The sequence below is a fragment of the Arthrobacter sp. Ld5 genome, assembly GCF_051172775.1.
Taxonomy (GTDB): domain Bacteria; phylum Actinomycetota; class Actinomycetes; order Actinomycetales; family Micrococcaceae; genus Arthrobacter_D.
Map to the genome: position 1 here is coordinate 12,522 of NZ_JBPKBO010000003.1, position 16,712 is coordinate 29,233.

At 63.2% G+C, this 16,712-nt stretch carries 20 protein-coding genes; 9 read left to right on the forward strand and 11 right to left on the reverse strand.

Annotation, left to right across the window (positions count from 1 at the left end; all coding sequences use genetic code 11):
• Positions 1–390 precede the first annotated feature (390 nt).
• A complete protein-coding gene (locus ACSGDB_RS01300) occupies positions 391–1,239 on the reverse strand; it encodes an alpha/beta hydrolase family protein (protein ID WP_434992572.1) in 849 nt (282 codons plus the stop codon).
• A gap of 229 nt (positions 1,240–1,468) precedes the next feature.
• Between ACSGDB_RS01300 and ACSGDB_RS01305 the strand changes: the two genes are divergently transcribed.
• On the forward strand, positions 1,469–2,095 hold the full coding sequence (locus tag ACSGDB_RS01305; protein ID WP_434992198.1) for a TetR/AcrR family transcriptional regulator: 627 nt from the start codon (positions 1,469–1,471) through the stop codon (positions 2,093–2,095).
• 236 nt (positions 2,096–2,331) lie between these two features.
• Here the strand turns inward: ACSGDB_RS01305 and ACSGDB_RS01310 are convergent, their stop codons facing one another.
• On the reverse strand, positions 2,332–3,222 hold the full coding sequence (locus ACSGDB_RS01310) for an alpha/beta fold hydrolase (RefSeq protein WP_434992199.1): 891 nt from the start codon (positions 3,220–3,222) through the stop codon (positions 2,332–2,334).
• 87 nt (positions 3,223–3,309) lie between these two features.
• Between ACSGDB_RS01310 and ACSGDB_RS01315 the strand changes: the two genes are divergently transcribed.
• On the forward strand, positions 3,310–3,816 hold the full coding sequence (locus tag ACSGDB_RS01315; protein ID WP_434992201.1) for a CGNR zinc finger domain-containing protein: 507 nt from the start codon (positions 3,310–3,312) through the stop codon (positions 3,814–3,816).
• A 206-nt stretch (positions 3,817–4,022) separates the two neighbouring features.
• Here the strand turns inward: ACSGDB_RS01315 and ACSGDB_RS01320 are convergent, their stop codons facing one another.
• The 6 genes from ACSGDB_RS01320 to ACSGDB_RS01345 form a co-directional block, all read right to left on the reverse strand.
• Positions 4,023–4,478: an NUDIX hydrolase gene (locus ACSGDB_RS01320; RefSeq protein WP_434992203.1), complete on the reverse strand. Its 456-nt coding sequence runs from the start codon at positions 4,476–4,478 to the stop codon at positions 4,023–4,025.
• On the reverse strand, positions 4,475–5,056 hold the full coding sequence (locus ACSGDB_RS01325; protein WP_434992205.1) for a GNAT family N-acetyltransferase: 582 nt from the start codon (positions 5,054–5,056) through the stop codon (positions 4,475–4,477). Before ACSGDB_RS01325 ends, ACSGDB_RS01320 begins: the two co-directional genes overlap by 4 nt.
• A 42-nt stretch (positions 5,057–5,098) precedes the next feature.
• Positions 5,099–5,626, reverse strand: coding sequence for a tetratricopeptide repeat protein (locus ACSGDB_RS01330; protein ID WP_434992207.1), 528 nt, complete (start codon positions 5,624–5,626; stop codon positions 5,099–5,101).
• 47 nt (positions 5,627–5,673) lie between these two features.
• Positions 5,674–6,333, reverse strand: coding sequence for a uridine kinase (locus tag ACSGDB_RS01335; protein WP_434992209.1), 660 nt, complete (start codon positions 6,331–6,333; stop codon positions 5,674–5,676).
• Positions 6,334–6,347: 14 nt separating this feature from the next.
• Positions 6,348–6,809, reverse strand: a complete 462-nt coding sequence (locus ACSGDB_RS01340; protein WP_434992211.1) for an AAA family ATPase — start codon at positions 6,807–6,809, stop codon at positions 6,348–6,350.
• A gap of 260 nt (positions 6,810–7,069) precedes the next feature.
• On the reverse strand, positions 7,070–8,290 hold the full coding sequence (locus ACSGDB_RS01345) for an epoxide hydrolase family protein (protein WP_434992213.1): 1,221 nt from the start codon (positions 8,288–8,290) through the stop codon (positions 7,070–7,072).
• A gap of 103 nt (positions 8,291–8,393) precedes the next feature.
• Here ACSGDB_RS01345 and ACSGDB_RS01350 point away from each other — a divergent pair, with 103 nt between their 5' ends.
• Positions 8,394–8,918 (forward strand): MarR family winged helix-turn-helix transcriptional regulator, encoded by a 525-nt coding sequence (locus ACSGDB_RS01350; protein ID WP_434992215.1) that lies wholly within the window; start codon positions 8,394–8,396, stop codon positions 8,916–8,918.
• Here the strand turns inward: ACSGDB_RS01350 and ACSGDB_RS01355 are convergent.
• Positions 8,880–9,278, reverse strand: a complete 399-nt coding sequence (locus ACSGDB_RS01355) for a VOC family protein (protein WP_434992217.1) — start codon at positions 9,276–9,278, stop codon at positions 8,880–8,882. The genes ACSGDB_RS01350 and ACSGDB_RS01355 overlap by 39 nt on opposite strands.
• 139 nt (positions 9,279–9,417) lie before the next feature.
• On the opposite strand from ACSGDB_RS01355, the gene ACSGDB_RS01360 reads away from it, so the two are divergent.
• The 4 genes from ACSGDB_RS01360 (at position 9,418) to ACSGDB_RS01375 (ending at position 11,860) form a co-directional block, all read left to right on the forward strand.
• On the forward strand, positions 9,418–9,933 hold the full coding sequence (locus tag ACSGDB_RS01360) for a putative immunity protein (protein WP_434992219.1): 516 nt from the start codon (positions 9,418–9,420) through the stop codon (positions 9,931–9,933).
• 146 nt (positions 9,934–10,079) lie between these two features.
• On the forward strand, positions 10,080–10,691 hold the full coding sequence (locus tag ACSGDB_RS01365) for a hypothetical protein (protein ID WP_434992220.1): 612 nt from the start codon (positions 10,080–10,082) through the stop codon (positions 10,689–10,691).
• Positions 10,692–11,003: 312 nt separating this feature from the next.
• On the forward strand, positions 11,004–11,342 hold the full coding sequence (locus ACSGDB_RS01370) for a hypothetical protein (RefSeq protein WP_434992222.1): 339 nt from the start codon (positions 11,004–11,006) through the stop codon (positions 11,340–11,342).
• Between the two features lie 77 nt (positions 11,343–11,419).
• Positions 11,420–11,860, forward strand: a complete 441-nt coding sequence (locus tag ACSGDB_RS01375) for a DUF805 domain-containing protein (protein ID WP_434992223.1) — start codon at positions 11,420–11,422, stop codon at positions 11,858–11,860.
• A 124-nt stretch (positions 11,861–11,984) separates the two neighbouring features.
• Here ACSGDB_RS01375 and ACSGDB_RS01380 read toward each other — a convergent pair whose 3' ends face one another.
• Both ACSGDB_RS01380 and ACSGDB_RS01385 read right to left on the reverse strand, forming a co-directional pair.
• Positions 11,985–13,313 carry a hypothetical protein gene (locus tag ACSGDB_RS01380; protein ID WP_434992226.1) on the reverse strand — a complete coding sequence of 443 codons (1,329 nt, stop codon included), beginning with the start codon at positions 13,311–13,313 and terminating at the stop codon, positions 11,985–11,987.
• 907 nt (positions 13,314–14,220) lie between these two features.
• Positions 14,221–14,862, reverse strand: a complete 642-nt coding sequence (locus tag ACSGDB_RS01385) for a Pr6Pr family membrane protein (RefSeq protein WP_434992229.1) — start codon at positions 14,860–14,862, stop codon at positions 14,221–14,223.
• 461 nt (positions 14,863–15,323) lie between these two features.
• Between ACSGDB_RS01385 and ACSGDB_RS01390 the strand changes: the two genes are divergently transcribed.
• Together ACSGDB_RS01390 and ACSGDB_RS01395 are read left to right on the forward strand one after the other, a co-directional pair.
• A complete protein-coding gene (locus tag ACSGDB_RS01390) occupies positions 15,324–16,022 on the forward strand; it encodes a class I SAM-dependent methyltransferase (RefSeq protein WP_434992231.1) in 699 nt (232 codons plus the stop codon).
• 58 nt (positions 16,023–16,080) lie between these two features.
• Positions 16,081–16,605 (forward strand): NUDIX hydrolase, encoded by a 525-nt coding sequence (locus ACSGDB_RS01395; RefSeq protein ID WP_434992233.1) that lies wholly within the window; start codon positions 16,081–16,083, stop codon positions 16,603–16,605.
• Positions 16,606–16,712 lie beyond the last annotated feature (107 nt).

Here is a 16,712-nt window from a genome sequence, read left to right on the forward strand (position 1 = left end):
CCCTGGTCGAGGTGACCCCGACTCGCCGCAGGGGTAACGGCGCATTGCGTCAGCTGGTCAATGCGGTGCGACCATCCAAGCGGGACAGGGACCAGCTGAGTGCTGGTCGCGTAGCGGAGTACGTGAATCGCCCCTTCGCCATGGCCCAGCCCGACGATGCGTGAGGAACCGATCACGTCCATCCGGGTGAGTACCTGGACAGCCGCGACCAGTTCATCCAGGTGAGACTGCATGTGATGTGAAGGCACGCTCCCGGAGTGGTCATCGTTCAAAACGATCTTGACCATGTAAAAACGACGATGACCGTCTCAGAAGCCACGCGCAGGCCATCGTCTCAACCAGTTCAAATGTCAGGTCGCTCGCCGTGAGCCGGCATGAATAGCGAGGGGCTCAACTGTGTGCCAATGCCTTGCTCTGGGCGCGTCCGATCGGATCGGCGCTGTCACTGAATGCTGCACGCGCCGTGGACCAGCTGTTCTCGTCCACGTGGAGAGCGGTACGGAGGTAGGCGGTGCTCATCCGTTGGATGACGGCGACCCGCTCGGGGTCTTCATCGGTGGTTTCGGCGACTTCGTAGCCGACGATCCCGCCGAGAGCGTGCTCGGCACCGTAGAAGGTCAGGAGGTCGGTGGCGCCCGGGCTGTACGTGTAGGCGTCGGTGAACCAGTCAGGCCCGCGGCTGGACATCTTGGACTGGTCGTGATCACCTGCGACGACGAGAGTCGGCGTAGTCAGTTCCTGAAACGAGGGGCGCATGAAGGGGAAGTTGGCCTGAGCGAACGGATGCAGGTGCTCGCCGCCGACTCCGGTTGCCGCGAACAGGATGCCCGCGGTGACGCGGCTATCGGACATGTCCTCGCCAACTTGCCCTGCCTCATCGAAGATCCGCGCCCCCAGGAGCGCCTGCGCCGTCTGACCACCCCAGGAATGACCAGTGGCGGCAACGCGGCTGCGGTCGATGCGGCCGGCAAGTCCGGGGACCGCGGCCTCGATGGTGTCCAACTGGTCCAGGACACGCCTGAGGTCCGCGATCCGCTCGGTCCAGATACTCGAAAACACCGGGTGGTCGAACTCGAATCCGTTCCGTCGGGAGTCCAGGTGCGTGGGCTGGATCACGAGGAACCCTCGCGAGGCCCAGAATTCGGTGAGAGGCGCGTACCCATCGAGATGCCACCCATTGCCATGGGAGAACAAGACGATGGGTAGGTTCGTGCCGGCGACAGGGGCGGACACGCGCACTTCCAGTTGGACAGCGCGGCCGGGAGCGGTCAGTCGAACGGGGGCAACTGAGGCTACAGGCGTGCCGGTGCCAATGACCGAATCGAGCGTCCTGACCAATGATGGAGTCAAAGTATTTTCCTCTCTTGGGACAGCGCTCTGCGATACTGGTTATCGGAGCGCCGTTCCGCAACATTACGGAACTCTGCTCCGTAATGCAAATGTTTTGCCACGCCCGCTAGGAGAGCGCATGACTGATGCCCAGATCGAGCAGTCGCACGGTGAGCAACCCAAGCAGGTCGGTCGCCCACGGCGTAGCCAGCAGGCGCTGCTCGACGCGGCTGCCGCGGTGTTCGTGAATTCCGGCGTCGACGCTCCGGTCCGGGAGATCGCAGCGAGGGCCGGCGTGGGCGTGGGGACCATTTATCGCCACTTTCCGACACGCCCGGAGCTGGTGGTCGCCGTGTACCGGCACCAGGTGGAGGCGTGCGCAGATGCCGGTCAGCGATTACTTGCGGAGAGTGCGACGCCTGAACTGGCTCTACGTTCGTGGGTGTCTCTGTTCGTGGAGTTTCTGATCACCAAACACGGGCTCGCCGGTGCACTGCAGGGCGATAGTGCGGGGGCTGATGCCCTGCACTCTTACTTCGTCGATCGCCTGGTCCCTGTCTGCGGCTCGCTCCTTGGCGCCGTCCGCCAGTCGGAGACCGCAGCGGCGCAGGTCGATGCGTATAACGTCCTCAAGGGCATCGGAAATCTATGCATCGGCGCCGCGCACGACCCTCGATACAGGGCCGGCACCCTCGTGCAGCTTTTCATCTCGGGCGTACTTGCCCATGGAAGCCCTGTACAGCTGCCAGCTGAGGAGTCGGGGTGAGGGCGCGGTGGTACAACACTTGCACCTGATTCTCATCTCCTTCTACGGTTCAGGTCGCAATCCCTAGCCGAAGTGACGATGGCGCGGATTTCCCAACGGTCCCGGTGCCACCACAGCAGCGAGCTGTGACCCTTCACTTCCTCATTTCTATACAGCTTCCTGATTCGTAGCCGGAGATGTTGCGCTGAGCACGCCCCAGCGCAACTGCGCAGATCGACTCCGATGCGCTCGGGCAATCAGTTCTTGGTACTCGGTGTGCTTGTAGGTTGGAAACCGGCTCTCCATTGGCGGATGGTGGTGGTGACGTCGTCGAGGTGGGATTCGAGGAGGAAATGGCCGCCGTCGAGGAGTTCGATGCGGGCGTGGGGTGCGTCGTGGAGGAACGCGTGTGCTCCTTCGGGTCCGAAGATTTCGTCGTTCTTGCCCCAGATCGCCAGGACGGGCACGTTGGAGGTCCGTAACCAGTTGTGGACGGCCGGGTAGAGGTCCCGGTTGGTTGGGTAGTCGGCGAAGAGCGCCAGTTGCGCCTTGTCGACACCCGGTCGGCTGAGTAGTGCGAGATCGTGCTCCCAGGCGTCGGGGTCGATGGTGGTTGGGTCGGGTACACCGTGGGTGTACTGCCATTCGACGGCATTGCGGCCTAGAGCCGGGCGGAGTGCTTGTTCGTTCTTGGCGGATGGGTCCGCGTGATACGCCCAGATAGGTGCCCAGAAGTCGGGGACGAAGCCTTCTTCGTAGGCGTTGCCGTTCTGCGAGATGACGCCGTTGATTGCGCCCGGGTTGGCCAGGGCGAGGCGCCATGCAATGGGTGCACCGTAGTCCTGCGTGTAGACGGTGTAGGCGCGCACGTTCATGGCTTCGAGGAATGCGGCAGTCACCTCGGTCAATGCGTCGAAGGTGTAGTCGAAGTCCTCGACGGAAGGGGCGGAGGACCGGCCGAAGCCGATATGGTCCGGTGCGATGACGTGATAGGTGTCCGCGAGACGTGGGATGAGGTGGCGGAACATGTGCGAGCTCGTCGGGTAACCATGCAGCAGAAGGAGGACCGGCGCGTCAGCGGAACCGGCTTCCCGATAGAAGACCTCAAGCCCCTTGACGGTGATCGTGCGGTGGTGAACAGCTGGCATAGGACTAACCTTTCAAAATTGTTTTACTGGTTAGCAAGACGGTAGCATGGACACATCGGTGCTGCTTGGAGTGAGGGAGGGTTTCATATGGTCGAGGATGAAGATCTGTTGTTGGCGGTACTCAACAGTGCCCCGGTAGTTGGGGGACGGCAGTCGGAAGAGTTGACCGCTGAGTCCTGGCCTGAGTTCACGGCGCGGTTCGGGGGTACGGGTTCGCCGGGGGAGCGTGAGCAGGTCCGACAGGTGCGCGACGTGCTTCATCATGTGATCCGCGGTGATGCGGATGCGCTCGATGGGTTGGCGGAATCACTGGAGGACGCAGTCCTGGTTCCGCAGGTCTCAGCGCACGGCATTCATTGGGCGCTCTCGACTCACCCCGACGGGCGGATCCCGGCTCGTGCGGTCATGGCTTGGTCCAGGATCCTGCATGATGCGCCTGGCCGGCTGCGGCCCTGTGCGAATGATGAGTGCAACCTGTTCCTGATTGACCGCAGCCGTCCGGGAACGGCCAAGTGGTGCTCCATGGCTACCTGTGGCAACAGGATGAAAGCCCGCGCCCACGCATCCCGACAAGCCAAAACCGCCAGCGCATAGGCTCACGAATCGGACATACGCGAGAGCCCTATGCATCGGACGCTCAAGGGCACTCGTCCAGCAGCCCGAACCCTTCTTCGTGTTGACCGGGCCCCCACTCCGGGTGCGCCGCACGCCACGAAGCCCGTGCCATGAAAGGGGCGCTCAGAACGACCTTGCTGAGACCCTATCCACCCAGTCCCTGGATCTACCCGCCCGTGAGCCAGTCACTGGTCAGTGGCTTCGTCGAGCATGACACCCAGCAGGCCGCCGAACCCGGCTGCGAGGACGTGCGCGTCCGTCAACGGGATCCACCAGCACGTCCAGGTGATGCTCCCCCCACCGTGGGAAGGATCTGTTTCTCCTGCCGTCCACCGCTCCGTCAGGTCAGCGTTGGTCATGCTGAAGCGGAAGTAGTGCCGCACGGCAACCTCGTCCCGAGCCGGCCGGAGATCGTAGCGCTGGGTACCCACGCCGCGTACCAGCTGCCCGTGTCGGCCGGTTTCTTCGGAGAGCTCGCGGATCGCGGCGTCCTCCGGAGATTCTCCGGCCCGGATGGAACCTGCCGGCACTTGGATGCCTGTCCGGGTGATCGGCGTGTCGTCGTGGGTGAACACCAGGAGGTGCCCATCATGGACGACATAGCAGACAACCTTCTGAACTTCGCGGGGGCGTTGCCTCACTGTGCGGATGCCCTGCCTTCCGAGCTGCTGAGGTCCTTGACGTAGAACAGTGAGTGCCCGTGGAGGGCGTCCCGGTCCACTCGAGCGGTTTCGACGAAACCGAGCCTGGTCATCACACGGCGAGAAGCGCTGTTCCACTCACGGATGGTGGCCCACAGGCGTCGGTGACCTGACTCCTTCGCCCAGCCCATGACAGCCAGTGCTGCCTCGGTCGCATACCCCTGGCCCCAGGCTGCGCGGAGAAGTTCGTAGGCCAGTTCTGGTTCGCCGTCCTGCCCGTGGTCGTTCGCGATCAGACCGCAGTAGCCGATGACATCACCGACATCTCGCCGCTCGATGGCCAGAAGCCCCAGGGAGGCATCCGGGTCGTCACGACGGATGCCGTCCTCGATCTCCTCCAGCGTGGGGCGCCCCTCGGCATCAATCCGGCGGTGCTGGGGTACGCGAGGATCGCGTTCGGTCCAGAGGGTGCGCTGCAGCACGGCATCGGACACGCGCCAGCGCCGAAGCAGCAGCCGGTCCGTTTCCAGAACGACCCTGCCTGCACCGGCACGCGCTGTGTCCATATCGACGATCATGCCCTGCAGCCTCGCTTCTCCATAAGCCCTCGTGTTGCCCGCCTACTGATCTTCGGCGGGAATCGCGCCTTGCGGGTGCCCGTTTTCGAGAGCGCGGATGGAGGCCGCATTTCCGTTGATCGCCGGCGTGTACCGTGCGATATCGGGAGTGCTGACGAAGTTCACCACCAGGTCGAGCAACGCCGCGACGGATTCGTTGGATCGACCTGCTGCGTGCAGGGTGATGGCCTCGAAAGCTCCCAGCGCCGGGGAGTCAGGAAACGCAGCACGAGCTGCCTCGAAGACCTCGAGCGACCGGTCGTACGCGCCCAGGTTCCTCAGCGTCGACCCGTACTGGACGTAGCACCGGCGCAGCAGATCACCGTCGAGCCCGGCAGCAAGAGCCATCTCGTAGAACCCCCGCGCGAGGTCCTCCTGGCCCGCGGTGTCGTAAGCCCCGCCCACTTCGTACAGCACCCGCGCGTTCTCCGGATGGGCGGCGTAGTAGGGCATCAGGGCATCGATGGTCGGCTGCATGTTGTCGCGGTTTCGACGCTCGACGATCAGGTCGAGTTCATCATCCAAAGTCATGGCGTCACTTTCGCAGATAGGGCCACATGTGTCCGCAAGCAGATCCTTCAACGGAGTGGTGGGGTCATGTTGGTTGGAATCATCTTGGGCGAGGTGAAGTCGCGGTTGTCGATGACGAAGGTGGCTCGTTCCCAGGGTTGTGCGGCTTCGAAGTAGAAACGCTGGCCGTGCACGTATCGGCGCATCGTCGGGTGTTCGGGGTCAGGGTTGCTGCCGTTCCGGGTTGCCATGCGTGCTGCGGTTTCGGTGAAGGGGACGTTGAGGAACACTGAGGCGTCCCAGAATGCGCGGAGCTCGTCGCGGTGCAGGAACATGCCTTCCACCAGGACCAGCGCATCCGGCGGAGCCTCGAGTGACTTCGCGACTGCTGTCTGGTCGGTCAGCGGGTCGTAGGAGGCCGGCGAGTACCGGCCGTCTCCGTCGGGTCCGAGCGGGATGAGCACGGACTCGCGAAGGGCTGCGTAGTTGTAGCTGTCTCTCCAGAAGCCTTCGGGGGAGTGGCGGCCCTGGGCGTGCCGGACGGGCGAAGGGTTCAGGAAGTCATCGACGTGGATGACGATTACGGGCCGGTGCCGGACTTCGGCGGCCAGGTTGGCGGTGAAGGTCGTCTTGCCGCTGCCATCGACGCCATCGATGGCCACGAGCCGGCCCTTGGGCGCGAGGGTGGCGAGAAGGTCATCGGCCAGTGAGCGCATGAACTCGCGCATGAGTCCATCCTTTTTCACAGTCGGCCATCGGACGTAGCGACGAGGAGACATTCGACCTCATCGGCCAGCCCTGAAACCGGCCGGCGGCCGTCGAGTTCAAGGCTCGCACTGCGACGCAGCAGCGGCTCGACGTCGGACACCTGCCGGCGGATCAGGGACTGCTCTGACTCTGCCCTGCCCCAAGGATTACTCGTTCGTGTCTCGACGCGCTTGATGAGCACGTCCAACGGCGCAGTGAGGAGCACGACCGCTGCGAACCGGTCGTAGAAACGTCCTTGGTTCTCGACCGTTCCCGAGACGACGAGCGTCTGATCGGACGCGAGAAGTGCCGACATACGCGGTTCATCCCACGTACCGTCGGGAAGCACCCAGCCGTCATAGTCCGTGTCGATCGTCCGGTGGCCCCGCCGGGACAGTTCGTCCAGCAGGGTCGTCTTGCCTGCTCCTGACATCCCGGTGATCAGAACGTGAGACATGGTAGCCAGCGTAACGACGCATCAGTTGTTCGGACGCCCAGACCCGCCGAATCGTCGATCACGCATTCATCGCCCCGAAAACTGTCTCGCGACCAACGCATCTGTCGCGATTCGCCGACGCTGCTCGGAAGAGAAGGTAGCAAGACAATCAGCAGGTAATGACTCCAAGGAAGTCGAGGCGTCTTGACGAGCTGTCTTCCAACCGACCGGCTCCAAGACACCGGCCGAAGTCACCCTGCCTTGATGGGGTTCGGGTTGGGCTATTGGAGGGTGCGGAAGGTGGCGCGGATGTCGTCGACGAGGAGGCGGGGTTGTTCGAGGAGGGCGAAGTGGCCGCCGTCGGCCACTTCGGTGAAGTGCACAAGGTTTGTGTACCGCAACTCTGCCCAGCGGCGGGAGCGGCGGATGTACTCGCCGGGCATGATGCTCAGTCCGACGGGGAGGGTGAGGGGTTCCTCGAGCGTGCCGGGGTTGGCCCAGCCGTTCCGGCCTGCTTCCCAGTACATGCGTGCGGCAGATGTTGCCGTGTTGGGGAGCCAGTAGAGCATGATGTCGTCGATCATCTCGTCGAGGGTGAAGATCGCCTCGGCGTTCCCATGGCGATCGTGGGAGCCTCCGACGTCCTGGAACATCGCGTAGATCCAGGCTGCGAGGCCGACGGGCGAATCCGAGAGTGGGTAGCCGATGGTTTGGGGGCGGGTGGACATCTGCTGCGAGTACGCGGAGAGGGTCTGCCAGTAGTAGCCGCCTTCCTGCAGCATGGCCTGCTCCTCGGGTGTGGCCGAGAGCATCTCCTCTTCGGTGGGCATGAAGAGGGCCATGTTCAGGTGGATGCCGGCAAGACCGATGTCCTCTGACTGCTGCAGGGCGGCGAGTTCGGCGGTGACAGAGGCGCCGAGGTCACCACCCTGCGCGAACCAGCGCGCGTATCCGAGGCGCTCCATGAGTGTGGCCCACGCTCTGGCTGTCCGTTGGGTGTTCCAGCCGGTTCCGGTGGGCTTACCGGAGAAACCGAATCCGGGCAGGCTCGGTATGACGAGGTCGAACGCGTCCGCTGCGCTCCCACCGTGGGCCTCGGGATCCGTCAAGGGCCCGATGACGTGCCGGAACTCCAGCACAGAGCCAGGCCAGCCGTGGGTCAGCAGCAATGCGCGCGCCCCTGGAACCGATGATCGGATGTGCAGGAAGTGGATGTTCAGGCCGTCGATGCTGGTGGTGAACTGACCCCACGTATTGAGCAGCGCCTCGGCGCGGCGCCAGTCGTACGCGGATGCCCAATGGTTCGCGAGGGCCTGGAGCTTCTCCAGCTGAGGGCCCTGTGAGGTGTCCGGGACGGTCTCGCGGTCGGGCCAGCGGGTGGACAGGACGCGCCGGCGCAGATCCTCGAGATCGGCCTCGGGAACATCCAGATGGAACGGGGTGATGCCGGCCGCTCCGCCGAAGGAGTGTTCGGCGGGTGCGGAGAGTCGGGTCTCAGGCATGGTGGCCTTTCGGGTGAGGGTCGGCGTGGCGACCGGAATGACGCATCATCATAAGCACAAATCATCTAGAAAAAGGACGATCTAATTTTGGTATGATTTCTACATGGATGCTTCACAAGTACCGGACGAACCTCTCGAGCGCTCTGGCATCGATTGGGGGGCCGGGGGCATCGAGACGGAGCTCGGGTGGTCGCTGCAGGCCATGTCGCAGGGCTTTTCCCGGATTGCGACGGTCGCCGTCGCTGATGTCCCGGGTGGGCCGCGGGGGTACCAGGTGCTGGTGGCCATCACGACCGAGGCCCCGACCTCGCAGCTCGTCCTCGCGCAGCGCCTCGGGATCGACAAGACGGCGATGGTCTATGTCGTCGACGCCCTCGAGGGGGAGTCCTTGGTCGAACGCCGGCCGGATCCGACGGATCGCCGCATCCGTCAGGTCCTCCCGACCGATCAGGGCCGCGCCCGCCTCGCCACGGCACGCGCAGCACTGCGCGAGGTGGAGGGCAGGCTGATGACGAACCTCAACCCGGAGGAACAAATGCAGCTCCGCCGCCTCATGGCCCGCGTCGCCCTGGACGCCGGGGTCGTGGAGTCATGCATCGGGGTGGTGGCGGTACCGGGTGGCCGCTGACGACGCGTCGCGGTCGTCCGTACGGTCGAAGAGGAGCTCAGCTCCCAAGACCAATGCCCTGGAATGTTTACCGGCGAGTGTTTCCCGGTCAGGAACGGTGAGGTCGAGGTGTATCTGCATCGGCACATCAGGTGCGGACCAGGTTGTCCGCTGCAGGTGATCAACGTGCTGAAAAGCGAGTTTCCGGAGGCCGTGGGCGTCGGTCAACACTAACCAATCGGCGTCATCGACCTGATCCTCTGTCGGAGGTTCGTCTCCTGGCCGGTATTGGAGTCCGAGGAGTTGACGGTAGAACTCCGCCAGTTCTCGCACATCGGTCGTGTCGAGGACCGTGTGGAGCAGTTGCGGGTATTCGGTCATGGGGTGAGGCTAATCGCCCCTGACGGTCTTTCACCAGGAAGGCGTGTCCGGGGCGAAGCGGTCACACGCCCATCCTCCTGCGGGCAGCTGCATGGTCGTGTGTTGCAGCCCGGGACGGGTAGGGGTAAGAAACACACTTATGATCTTTCCTGCTGTTCGCGATCCTCGTCTTGTGTCCATTCGGCGCGGAGGGCTCCTGTCCGAAGCAGATCATCAGCTTTTGGCGTTGTGGGCGGCGACCTGTGCCGAGCATGTTCTAGGGCTATTCGAGGACTCGAACAGTGAGGACGGTCGGCCTCGTGCGGCGGTCGAAGCGGCACGAGCCTGGGCGCGCGGCGAAGCGAAGATGATGGTCACCCGCGCAATCGGAGGGCACGCGATGGGCGCTGCCCGTTTTCTACATGGTGCTCCGCGGTTCGCGGCGTATGCATCCGGCCAGGCGGCCTGTGTCGCCCACGTTCCCGAACACGACCTGGGAGCAGCCGCTTATGCGATCAAGGCCGCTGCAGCTGCAGCATCCCGCGATCAAGAGCGGGACGTCGCGCGTACTGAGCGCGACTGGCAGCGTCAGCAGATCCCCGGCCACCTCCGCTCTCTGGTTCTTGAGGACCAAAGCCGCAGGAACAGCATCTGCTGGTCCGTCTTCGACGATTGAACTCTCCGCCGAGGAACAGTCTGTAGCCCATGGTCTGTCGCCCCCCCCCATTCAGGGGGTGGTGTGGCAGTGAGCAGCTTCCCCGCAAGTGTGAAGGACTTCTCGTACAGTGACGTAAGGGGCGACCGAGGAGACACGAGTTCGGCATGACGTACCGGGAACGCTGGATCAAAGCGATCGCACGGAAGCCCAAGGGGCTGTTCGGCAGGGAACACGAATGGACGTACGCCCTCATGGACGGACCGGGCACGGAACGTCGGATGATCGGCTCGCGTAAGCTGTTGGACGAGCTGGTGCCGGACACGAACTTCTCCGGCAACGACGCGTACCTCTGCTTGGATCGGGCCCACGCGGCATTCCTTACCGGCAGCAAGAACTGGATCGGGTACCCGTCAGGGTCCGAGGTGGAGGACCCGCTGACGGCAAATTGGGAAGCGGTCACCCTCGACATGCTCGCCTTCTCCACTCTGCTGAGAGTCTACGGCCGAGCGGGAGCAGGGCAGCGCTACCAGGACATGGCGATGGAGCTGCGGACCGAGGCCACGGAGGAATCGGTGGAGGCTGCTCGCGCTGAGGTGGCGGAGAGCCTGCGTGGGGGAGCCGGGAGCCTCAATGATGTCGTCATCCACAAGCGGGACGCGACACCCGACGCCTACCTGAGCCAGTGGTACGACGCGCTACGCGGTCGGCTCTGGGCGTTCTCGGTCGGCGGCAAACGTTGTGGCGACGATGCTCCTGAGCGCGATCGCAAATCCTAACTATCCGGTCAGTAGGAATCCCGAGCGGGAGAGGACGGGTGACCGAATACAGCGCAGGTACAGTCGTTCGAACGGTGAGCTTGGGGGATTGCAGTGACACGTGCTGGAAACCGCGTAACGGCGGTCGCGTTCGTCGGACTGGGACTGTTCGCCGTCGCGGTGGTCCCTTTCTTGGTCATACCGGCGGTGATCGCTGGTTCTTGGGTTTCAGCAGCACGACTGAGACCTTCACACCCAGGGTTTTCCCGCGCATGGCGTATGGCCGGTGTTGCGGCAGGTCTCCTCGCCGCTGCGGTCGGCGCCAGTATCTTCATGGCTCCCCAGTTCGTCGTGTCCGTTCTCCTGCTCCTGGGATTCATCGCATTCGCGGCGACGGTAGGACTTTTCGGTCAGGCCTGGAGTCAAAGAAGCAATTATTCGAGGGCCGCACTGGTCGGCACCGTGTCGTTTGCTCTGGTGGGCCTGCTCGGTGCGGTGTTGATGGCAGCCTTCGGTCGAGAAATTGCCCTGGCCGATGCAGGCCAGTCCTCCTGGGTAGTCGAGTCTCTGATCCTTTTTAGCGTGATCGGGATCCCTGCCTTTCTCGTGACAGGCCTCCTTGCTGTGCTGAAAATCCGGCAGGCACAACATCCAGTACCACCTATCCGGTGAAGAATCGCGGCTTGGGCTCCACGAGCGGTATAACTAGCGACGCTGCTCCTATGCCGGGGTGCTCACTGCCGGAAGCAATGAGCAGATTTGTTGCTCGGACCTTTCAGCTGCGAGGGCGGGCGAGTCGGAGCGAGTACTGGTGGTGGATGCTCGTGAATGTCGTCGTCTTGTCTGCGACTCAGCTACTTGTTCCCGCGCTGGCCTCAGGTCGGACTCCGCAGCCGACTTTGTCCATTGGGCCGTTCGGGTCTGCAGTCTTTGCGGACATTGAATTAGTCAACGTCTACTTGACGGACGCACCCAGTTCGCCTGTCGCGGCGTTCTCTCTTCTGATCGCGGGTTCTTGGCTGGTCACCACCATCGTCCCTGGTTTCGCTATTGCAGTCCGCCGTTTCCACGACTCGAATCTCTCAGGTTGGTGGGTTCTTCTCGCGCTTATCCCTCCCGGCCCTTTCGTTCTCCTCCTGCTCGCCACCCGTAGATCGAGGTGTGACGGAGCACGGTTCGACACGAGGTAGGACCTTTCCCTGCCGTCCCACAGATCGATCCCTGCAGCGCGCGTTCAGATCCTCGAGTAGGACAGTGGACGGTGTGCTGCGGGTTCGGTAGGTAGATTGAGCGTTCTACTTACGATGAGACGGGTTATTTGACCGGAACGGCGAAGTAGGTTGGTAGGTCCTCGTATCTAAACATGGCAAGGCCGTCGTCGTTGATCGCGGTGGGAAGATCACGCTTGATGTCGTCGAATTGGGGTTGCATCTGGTCCGGGAATTTGAGGTAACCGGTTCTGACGCCGGCAGTGTCCCTCCCGTAGACCTCTCCTGCGTCAGAAATGGAGGTAGGCATGAAGTCGGACGCCGGAGCGATCCTTTCCTGCTTTCCAGTCTTCAAGTTCACCACCCACTGTGCATCAACACCCTGCTCGTCTTGCCAGTGCATCAGGAGCAGATCGCCGTCCGGGCTGGACGCGCCACCGGCTGTCGGGCGCGTAGAGATCGGATAGGCACACCCCTGGGCAGCTCCCTCGAAGGTGAGGGGTTCCCCGGTGTGCAGGTCGAGGATCTTGCAGCTTCCATCAAGTTGGCGTGTGGACATGAAGGTCGGGCCGAAGGTTAAAGACCCGGAAGGGTGGTCGTAGAACGTCGTTGACCAGTCACGAGTACCGGCGGTAGCTACAGGTTTACCAGTCGTCGGGTCAGTGGCTCCCCTCGGGGACCGGTAGACATCGACGCCGTCGATCCTGGCCAGCCATCGTTGCCCTTCGATTTGAGGAACTGCTTCCAGTTCAGCGGCTTCCGGGTCCAATACTCGTGCGGCATCGAGGGCATCTTGACTGGCCGCCACACCGGTTTGCGAGTCGAGGCTGCCATTGGTGGAGGTGAACGCCAGGGCCCTGGTTCCGTCATCTGTGGATCGTGGCCGGTAGTGGCTGAGGTCTTCATCCACCACTGTTGCTGCACCGTTCTCATCGACGACGATCAGCTGAGTGATAGGCGTTTCGCTGCCCGATGCCGCGCCTGGCTGCGCCGGCAAGCCGATCTGGAAGAACGTGACGTACTCCTTGCCGTTCTGCCGCACCCGATCGAGGACAGGTTGGACTGCTTGAGGCTGCTGCAAGCCCAGGGTGGGCGATTGGTACAGGACATCGCCGGCACTGTTGGTGACCACCAATGCCTGATCGTCGGTCGCGGGGTCGCGTTCCACGAGTGCCGCGAGGTCTCCAGAGACTTCCGCGCCTTGTCCGTTCAACGCGTACCAGCCGGTTTGGCTGAGCCACCGCTCGGGTAGGGCTCCGGTCGCGTAGGAGTAGCCCGTCTGGTAGGAATCAACCTTGCCCAATGTCGGCGGCGCCGTTGGAGTCGTGGCCGGGGGCGGCGCCGTTTCGGGATTCATGGTCGGCGTCGCGGTCGTCGAGGATGCCGGCGTAAGAAATGAAGTCTCGGTTGGAGAGGCGCTGCTTCTCTCGGTCACTGGTTCCGTAGCCGGCTGGCTACTCCCGCATCCCGTCGCGGCAAGTCCTGCGGCCAGCGTGATGACCCACAGCGCACTACGATTTCTACGCATAAACCCCATTGGTTCCCCCTCCATCAACCCCACGAAGACATTCGTTACCCACCCAAACTATCGAAGGCTGCGCACCGGACACCAGACACCGACGCCAGGCACAGATACCGATCGCTCTGCGTGCGTAGGGGGTAGACGGCCTGAGTCATGAGTACTTTGACAACGATTCGCTGAAACGAAGGTAGATCGTTAGCTGTTCACCGACGCCGCTCCCGGCCCTCCCTACGCAGGTCTTCTGCATAGTCCATACGTTCACGGGCCCGCATCGTTCCGAGGTAACCCCCATGGTGGCGGCGACTGTCTGTGCTGATGTCGTCGGATCAACTTGTAAGACCATTTCTCGCCAGCAACCACCCGAAGCACACACAGTTGCGATCTCTCCGGCGACGCTGGGAGCAGGAACGGGAGGGAAAGCAGAGTCGGGTGGAACGTTGCCCTCATCAATCTGGCCCCACACCAAACCCCCGACCCAGACCACCAAGAGCACCAGGAACACGCCAAGTCCGAGGAGGCAGGTGCGGACAATGCGCCTGAAGTTCGACGGTCTTCCAGGTTGCCCGACCGGTGATTCCGCGTATTGATACAGCCCTTCTGCGTTCTGAGACAGTCCTTCGGGGTCTGGGCTCATGGGGCTGAGTCTACGGCGGAAATTTCCATGGAAGTTTCCACGGAGGTCCAGGACTCTACGGGGCCGGCAGAGACGCCCGGAAAGTCCTGGAGTAGGACGATCTGCTCGCCGATGATCAGGCCTGATGTCGGGTTGATGGGGATGTTCTGGCGATGCGGCAGGTGTCAGGCGCTCCGTTAGCGGGATCTAGCGGCGTAGGACGTTGACCTTGAGTTGGTCGATCGGGCGTCTGCTCATCGCCCAGACCAGGGCACCGGCCATGAGGACAGTGCATGACAGCCCGACGGCGTGCAGGACGAGTGAGCGCACGCCGTTCTCAGGCATCAGAAACCCGTAGGGCACCCACCCGTCTGTAGCCCCGCGGATCAGAACAACAGCGAGCCAGACGAGCGGGTAGGGCAGGACGATCCACAGCCGCTGCCAGGCCAGGGGGCGTCGGTCGTTCACGAGGGCCCAGTCGAGGAGGGCTATTACGGGAAGCACGACGTGCAGCATCATGCTGACCCATGGCGGAGCCGCACCGGTTCCGGGTACGAGAGTGTTGTAGATCGCGGCTACGACGACGAGGTATGCCGTCGCGACGCCGCGGAGGGTACTTAGCGCGACGGGTGCGTGGCGTCGCGCGAGCGAGAGTCCGCCGGCGGTCATGAGCAGCACGCTCATCAGAAGGCTCGTCTGGTTGGTGAAGTAACCGAAGTAGTTGAAAGGGTTGGCGTCGCCGTCGGTGATACTCAGGCCATAGGCGTACCCGAGAACTACGATCGCGAGCACGCCGACGACGACGCGTACTGCCCCTACCCCGGGATGGATCGACGCTGCCGAACTCATGGCGGTCGCCGATCCCTCAGCGGCCAGGAGATCGCCGTGAGTTGGTGACCGTCCCCAGGAACACGGGAAGGCTGACGACGAACCCGATGAGCCCCACACCGAAAACGCCCACTAGCGGGAAGTATGAGGTGTCCGTCAGATTATTTTCGTCCGCGACGATTCCAGCGCTAATCAGCGCAATCCCGCCGCTCACCAGGAGCGTGATGCTCACCGCTAGAACGACCATCCAGAGTGCTACCGATTTCCTGATCACGTCATCCCCCAAGATCTCTGTCGATACACACGCGACTTGTCATCCTACTGTCCGGACACTCACGAAGGTCGCCCTCGAGAGTCTGTCAACTCATCGTGGCGGAGCAGGGCGACACGGTGCGTCTGCGGTGTGCCTGCGGTGGCCGGGCGGTGCTTGCTCCGTAGAGTCGGCCGTTACGCCCTGCACGTCACCACCCCCAGGAGCAGCAGTGAAGGTAGCCCCCTACGACGCGTTCGCCGAGAACTACTCGACCGAAAACGAGTCCAGCCTGATGAACGCCTACTACGAGCGGCCGGCGACCATCGATCTCCTCGGCGACGTGAGCGGCCGGCGAGTCCTGGATGTCGGGTGCGGGGCCGGGCCCCTGTCCGCTGCCCTGACGGCGACGGGGGCGACGGTGACGGGTTTTGATGCCAGCCCGGCGATGATCGACCTGGCACGCCGACGGCTAGGCATTGAGGCGGACCTGCACGTGGCCGACCTCAGCCAACCATTACCGTTTCGGGATGGCGTTTTCGATGCTGCGGCCGCGTCCCTGGTGTTCCACTACCTGCGGGACTGGTCTGCCCCACTGGCCGAACTGCGGCGCGTCCTGAAACCGGGCGGTCGGCTCGTCCTGTCCGTAAATCATCCCCTGATCTATAAGGTGATCGAGCCGACGGCTGATTGCTTCGCGCTCACGGAGTACTCGGAGGACTACGTCTTCAACGGCCAGCCCGCGACGCTGACCTTCTGGCACCGCCCGCTGCACGCCATGACCGACGCGTTCACCGAGGCGGGGTTCCGTATCGCGGTCGTCAGTGAGCCCCCGATCGCACCGGACACACCCCGGGACCTGCTCCCGCCGCACCTCCAGGACCGGGCCGCGTTCGTCGGCTTCATCTTCTTCGCCCTCGAACGCGGCTGAGGCAAGCGAGGTCCTGAGCTGGGCGACGAAACCCGCGGCAACAGAAAAGGGAGGGGCGATGAGCCGGGACGATGAGTGGTGGGATCTTCTGAACAACGAGGGAACGCCTATCGGTCACACCTTTCGCCGGGGTGGGGAGGGCTGGCCGGAGGGATGCTTTCACCTGGTGGCAGCGGTGTGCGTGCAGCGTGAGGACGGGGCCGTCTTACTGACTCAGCGTTCGGCTGATAGGGAGTTCCCTCTCGGGTGGGAGTTCCCGGGCGGCAGTGCTCTTGCAGGCGAATCGAGCCGCTCTGCGGCGAGCCGGGAACTGCGCGAGGAATCGGGTCTGGAAATAGAAGCATCCGGGCTGACGCTGATTGGCCGGTTCACGGAGACCGCAGCTTTCCTCGATTTCTACCTCGCACGCGTACCGCGCGATGCGGAAACGACCCTGCAGCACAGTGAGGTCAGGGCAGCCGAATGGGTGAGACCTCGGGAGGTCGAACGGCGGTTGGGCGCGGGCATGATGGCTGATCCTTGGGTCGCTCGGTTGGACTCACTCTGGTCCCCCACCAAGCGAGCACTGAGCACTGAGCACTGAGTACTGAGCACCGCTACCAAAGGAGCATTTCGCTTCGTGGGCGGGACGTGGGATCGAACGAAGTCGCCTTGCACGTAGATGTCGTCCGGAAGTTCAGACTACGGACC

What these genes read in the sequence shown, in the direction of transcription:
- ACSGDB_RS01345 (WP_434992213.1), bottom strand. Translation starts at nt 8,290, where the DNA reads ATGCCTGAGACCCGACTCTCCGCACCCGCCGAACACTCCTTCGGCGGA.
- ACSGDB_RS01395 (WP_434992233.1), top strand. Translation starts at nt 16,081, where the DNA reads ATGAGCCGGGACGATGAGTGGTGGGATCTTCTGAACAACGAGGGAACG.
- ACSGDB_RS01375 (WP_434992223.1), top strand. Translation starts at nt 11,420, where the DNA reads ATGAGCAGATTTGTTGCTCGGACCTTTCAGCTGCGAGGGCGGGCGAGT.
- ACSGDB_RS01350 (WP_434992215.1), top strand. Translation starts at nt 8,394, where the DNA reads ATGGATGCTTCACAAGTACCGGACGAACCTCTCGAGCGCTCTGGCATC.
- ACSGDB_RS01340 (WP_434992211.1), bottom strand. Translation starts at nt 6,809, where the DNA reads ATGTCTCACGTTCTGATCACCGGGATGTCAGGAGCAGGCAAGACGACC.
- ACSGDB_RS01365 (WP_434992220.1), top strand. Translation starts at nt 10,080, where the DNA reads ATGACGTACCGGGAACGCTGGATCAAAGCGATCGCACGGAAGCCCAAG.
- ACSGDB_RS01335 (WP_434992209.1), bottom strand. Translation starts at nt 6,333, where the DNA reads ATGCGCGAGTTCATGCGCTCACTGGCCGATGACCTTCTCGCCACCCTC.
- ACSGDB_RS01330 (WP_434992207.1), bottom strand. Translation starts at nt 5,626, where the DNA reads ATGACTTTGGATGATGAACTCGACCTGATCGTCGAGCGTCGAAACCGC.
- ACSGDB_RS01360 (WP_434992219.1), top strand. Translation starts at nt 9,418, where the DNA reads ATGATCTTTCCTGCTGTTCGCGATCCTCGTCTTGTGTCCATTCGGCGC.
- ACSGDB_RS01305 (WP_434992198.1), top strand. Translation starts at nt 1,469, where the DNA reads ATGACTGATGCCCAGATCGAGCAGTCGCACGGTGAGCAACCCAAGCAG.
- ACSGDB_RS01385 (WP_434992229.1), bottom strand. Translation starts at nt 14,862, where the DNA reads ATGAGTTCGGCAGCGTCGATCCATCCCGGGGTAGGGGCAGTACGCGTC.
- ACSGDB_RS01355 (WP_434992217.1), bottom strand. Translation starts at nt 9,278, where the DNA reads ATGACCGAATACCCGCAACTGCTCCACACGGTCCTCGACACGACCGAT.
- ACSGDB_RS01315 (WP_434992201.1), top strand. Translation starts at nt 3,310, where the DNA reads ATGGTCGAGGATGAAGATCTGTTGTTGGCGGTACTCAACAGTGCCCCG.
- ACSGDB_RS01325 (WP_434992205.1), bottom strand. Translation starts at nt 5,056, where the DNA reads ATGATCGTCGATATGGACACAGCGCGTGCCGGTGCAGGCAGGGTCGTT.
- ACSGDB_RS01370 (WP_434992222.1), top strand. Translation starts at nt 11,004, where the DNA reads ATGGCTCCCCAGTTCGTCGTGTCCGTTCTCCTGCTCCTGGGATTCATC.
- ACSGDB_RS01310 (WP_434992199.1), bottom strand. Translation starts at nt 3,222, where the DNA reads ATGCCAGCTGTTCACCACCGCACGATCACCGTCAAGGGGCTTGAGGTC.